Below are 4,416 nucleotides of genomic sequence, written 5' to 3' on the forward strand. Positions count from 1 at the left end.
GGCATCGCCCGTGCGGTGGCCGGCGGCGCACGGGCGGCACTGACCCGGCTGACCACCAGCATCGCGCGGGCGGAGGAGCACCGCGACGCGGTGGCGCGCGAACGGGCCACCCGCGAGGCGGAACTCCAGGAGGTGCGGGCCGCCGCGAAACGGCTCGGCGGTGAACTGGACCGGTTGACCAGCCAGGTGCACCGGGACGAGGTGGCCCGCGCCGAGCAGCGGCTGCGCATCGAGCAGTTGGAGGCCAAGGCGGCCGAGGACTTCGGCCTGACCGTGGAGACCCTGGTCGCCGAGTACGGTCCGGAGCAGCCGGTGCCGCCGACCGAGGCGGAGGTGGCCGCCGCCGAACGGGACGGCCTGCCGGTGCCCGAGCCGGTGCGGTACGAGCGACCGGTGCAGGAGAAGCGGGCCGCCAAGGCGGAGCGGGAACTCACCCTCCTCGGCAAGGTCAATCCGCTCGCGTTGGAGGAGTTCGCCGCGCTGGAGGAACGGTTCAAGTTCCTCTCCGAGCAGTTGGAGGACCTCAAGGCGACCCGCCGTGACCTGCTCACCGTGGTCAAGGACGTGGACGACCGCATTTTGGAGGTCTTCGCCAGCGCCTTCGCCGACACCGCGCGGGAGTTCGAGCAGGTCTTCGAGGTGCTGTTCCCCGGCGGTGAGGGCCGGCTCATCCTCACCGAGCCGGACGACATGCTGACCACCGGCGTGGAGGTCGAGGCACGCCCGCCCGGTAAGAAGATCAAGCGGCTCTCGCTGCTCTCCGGCGGCGAGCGGTCGCTGACCGCGGTGGCGATGCTGGTGGCGATCTTCCGCGCCCGGCCCAGCCCGTTCTACATCATGGACGAGGTCGAGGCGGCGCTGGACGACGTCAACCTGGGTCGGCTCATCACGCTGATGGCCCAGTTGCGGGAGAAGAGCCAGCTCATCGTCATCACGCACCAGAAACGGACCATGGAGATCGCCGACGCGCTGTACGGCGTGACCATGCGCGGCGGGGTCACCCAGGTGATCAGTCAACGGCTCAACCGGGCCGACACCGACGACGAGCGGCACGGCCGCGGCGAGGAGAACGGGTAGTGGCTCGGGAACGCGCGACGGCGCTCCTGCTGGACTTCGACGGAGTACTGCGGCGCTTCGACCCGGCGGTGGCCGCCGGGGTGGAGCGGGAGTACGGCCTCACCGAGGGGGTGCTCGGCGAGATCGCCATGCACTGGGAGCTGCTGCAACCGGTGCTGACCGGCCGGGTCAGCCACGCCGAGTGGGTGTCGAGTGTGGCCGACGCGCTGGCCGACTCGGCGGGTGGCCCGCAGCGGGCCCGGGCCGCTGTCGAGCAGTGGCAGCGGTACCGGGGCGAGGTGGTTCCGGCGGTGCTCGACTTCGTCCGCGAGGTGCGGGGTCAGGGCGTCCGCGTCGGGCTCGCCACCAACGCCACCGACCTGCTCGACGAGGACCTGGCGACGTTGGGGCTGACCGGCGAGCTGGACGTGGTGGTCAACTCCTCGGTGGTCGGGGTGCACAAGCCGGCCCGCGAGTACTTCCAGGCCGCCTGCGAGGCCCTGGAGACCGCGCCGGGCCGGGTGCTCTTCGTCGACGACGAGGACCGGGCGGTCAGCGGTGCCCGGGTGGCGGGCCTGTCGGCGCACCGCTGGAGCGGCCCGGAGGACCTGCGCTACCTGCGGGCGGCGTTGGCCGCCTGAGGGGGACCTGCGGGCACGTGACCGGTCGCCCGCTCCGCAGGTCGTCGCGCCGTCAGGATGTTAGGAGGGGACCCCTGCTCTACCGCAGGCGTTAACAGGGGGCCCTTCCTTTCACGGGGTGAGCCGCTGCCGGGCCACCTCGCGCAGGCTGCCGTCGCTGCTGGTGCCCTCGATCACCACTTCCGACCCACGGCCGGCGTTGGTCAGCGTCGACACCGCGTTGCCGAAGTACGGGCCGGCCAGCTTGCGCCACTTCACGAAGGACCGGCGCACCCCGGCCGTACGGGCCATCGCACGGGCCGCCCCGGCCGGACCGCGCGCCCAGCCCAGCCGCATCACCGGTCGCATCCCGGCGGGCACCTGGTTGTGGATCGGCGAGCAGGTCAGCTGGTGCACGGGGGTGCGTACGTCCGGGTCGGCGAAGCGGACCCGGGCCACGTACGAGTGGTGCACGTCGCCGGAGAGCACGCTGATCGACGCCGGTGGCGGGTACGCCGGTCCGGCGCCCTTACGTTCGTCGGGACCGCCGGGTGTGCCGGTGCCGAGGCGGGCGAACAACTCGGCGAGGCCCTCGAAGGAGCGCCGGAACGCACCCCAGTGCTCCAGGTCGAGCGCGCGGCGCAGCTTCTCGGCCAGCCCGGCGACCCAGGGGCGGGACGAGTCGGCCAGCTTCTCGTTCCACGCCTCGACGTGGTGGATGCCGGGCGGCAGCAGCCACGGCAGCGAGGTGCCGACGACCAGGTGGTCGTAGCTGCCGTGGGCCTGGTCGACGAACCAGGACCACTCGGCGGCCGGCAGCATCGTCCGGCGGCCCGGCACCAGCACCCGGCTGCACCGGCTGTCCAGCATCACCAGCCGGGTGCGGCCCAGGTCGAGCGCGTAGCTCCACTGGTACTGCACGGCGCTCCAGCGGTCGGCGTCGTGCGACAGGTCGGCCTCGGTGTCGACCCGCGTGCCGAACTCGCGCAGCACCTCGGTGGCGTCTTCGGCCGCGCGGACCTTGGCGTAGACCGGGTCGGCGGCGATCTCGTCCGGGGAGAGGTTGCCCAGGTGCTGGTAGACCCAGTACGACGCCAGTCCGCTGGTGATCCGCTCGGGCCACCAGGGCTGGTCGCGCATGTCAGCCCGCCAGGAGGCCGAGGTGTTCCAGTCGTCGATGATCTCGTGGTCGTCGAAGATCATCACGCTCGGCACGGTGGAGAAGAGCCACCGGATCTCCGGGTCGCTCCACGACTCCAGATAGAGCTTGGTGTACTCGTCGTAGCTGACCACCTGGTCGCTGGGAGCGTCCTTGGGGCGCCGCCGCCGACGCCGCAGCAGCCGCTTGATGGTGGGCGAGGTCTCGTCGGCGTACACCTGGTCGCCGAGGAGCACTACCAGGTCGGGCAGGGCCGCCGGATCGGGGTCGTCCAACACCCGCCGGGTGTACGCGTCGAGCGCGTCCGGCGGGAGCCTGCGGGTGGTGGCGTGCTGGGTGGTCTCCCGGCACGACCCGAAGAGCAGCCGTACGGGCTGGTCCCGGTCGTCCTGGGCGCGGGTGCGGATCACGCTGGGCGGGAAGCGGCTCTCCGGCGGGGGCCAGGCCACCTCGTCGTCGATCAGCACCTCGTAGGTGGTGGCGCTGTCCGGCGTGAGCCCCTCCACGACCACCAGCGCGTAGTGGTGCTCGTACGCGGAGAAGGTGGCGGCCGTGCCGGAGGCGCCGCCCGCCGTGCGGACGGTGACCGTCGCGGGGGCCGTGGTCTCGACCCACACGGTGGCCCGGGTGCCGACGACCCGCCGGAGAAGCGGACCGATGAGCAGTCGGGCGGTGGGCATGGCGAACCTCCGAGGTGAGGGGGGACCTCTTCTTACTACCCCGCCGGCGGCCGTGGCATTGCTGGCTGGGCGAGCCTACCGCTCCTGCGGTGGATGACCGGGGGAGCGGTGGATGAGACGCCGTCGCGAGCATCTGACAGGATTTCGGCATGATGGATTACCTCCTCGTCGCACTCGCCCTGCTCGGCGTGCTGATCCTCGCCGGCGTGGGGCTGGTCGTGCCGCGGCTGCGCCGACGGCCGGAGCCGCCGCTGCCGCGTACGGAGGTCGACACCCGGGCCGAGGAGGACCTGGCCGGACCGCCGGTCGAGGCCCCGGAGTCCGATCTGTCCACCGGCGTCCTGGTGGAGCCCCCGGTCATCGAGGCGCCGGCCCCGACCGTCGAAGTGCCCGAGCCGACCGCCGGCCGGCTGGTCCGGCTGCGCTCCCGGCTGTCACGGTCGCAGAACGCCTTCGGCAAGGGCCTGCTCGGCCTGCTCAGCCGCGACCGGCTGGACGAGGACGTCTGGGAGGAGATCGAGGACAGCCTGATCACCGCCGACGTGGGTGTCGACGCCACCCGGGAGATCGTGGACCGCCTGCGGGAGCGCACCCGGGTGCTGGGCACCCGGTCGGTCGCCGAGCTGCGGACCCTGCTCGCCACCGAGCTGGTCAACGCGCTCGACCCGGCCCTGGACCGGGCCCTGCACACCACACCCAAGGAGGGTGTGCCCGCGGTCCTGCTCGTGGTCGGCGTCAACGGCGCGGGCAAGACCACCACCTGCGGCAAGATCGCCCGGGTGCTCATCGCCGACGGACGTACCGTGCTGCTCGGCGCGGCCGACACGTTCCGGGCCGCCGCCGCCGACCAGTTGGAGACCTGGGCCGGCCGGGTCGGCGCGGAGACCGTGCCGAAGCAGGC

General features: G+C 72.6%; 4 protein-coding genes. 3 read left to right on the forward strand and 1 reads right to left on the reverse strand.

From position 1 onward, the window contains the following. Together EYA84_RS27405 and EYA84_RS27410 are read left to right on the forward strand one after the other, a co-directional pair. Positions 1-1,077: AAA family ATPase (locus tag EYA84_RS27405; protein WP_153227120.1), on the forward strand; the 1,077-nt coding region annotated here is incomplete at its 5' end. Further along, the gene (locus EYA84_RS27410) at positions 1,077-1,697 is read left to right on the forward strand and encodes an HAD family hydrolase (RefSeq protein ID WP_131056682.1); all 621 of its coding nucleotides are present in this window, start codon (positions 1,077-1,079) and stop codon (positions 1,695-1,697) included. The genes EYA84_RS27405 and EYA84_RS27410, both read left to right, overlap by 1 nt. A gap of 111 nt (positions 1,698-1,808) precedes the next feature. Here the strand turns inward: EYA84_RS27410 and EYA84_RS27415 are convergent, their stop codons facing one another. Continuing rightward, on the reverse strand, positions 1,809-3,515 hold the full coding sequence (locus tag EYA84_RS27415; RefSeq protein WP_131056684.1) for an alkaline phosphatase D family protein: 1,707 nt from the start codon (positions 3,513-3,515) through the stop codon (positions 1,809-1,811). 149 nt (positions 3,516-3,664) lie between these two features. Between EYA84_RS27415 and EYA84_RS27420 the strand changes: the two genes are divergently transcribed. Further along, on the forward strand, positions 3,665-4,416 hold a 752-nt coding region (locus EYA84_RS27420; protein ID WP_201272491.1), incomplete at its 3' end, for a signal recognition particle receptor subunit alpha.

This window comes from Verrucosispora sp. SN26_14.1, from assembly GCF_004307965.1.
Lineage (GTDB): Bacteria > Actinomycetota > Actinomycetes > Mycobacteriales > Micromonosporaceae > Micromonospora.

Bases quoted from the DNA above. Each gene is read 5' to 3' on its own strand.
- EYA84_RS27415 (WP_131056684.1), bottom strand. From the start codon at position 3,515: ATGCCCACCGCCCGACTGCTCATCGGTCCGCTTCTCCGGCGGGTCGTC.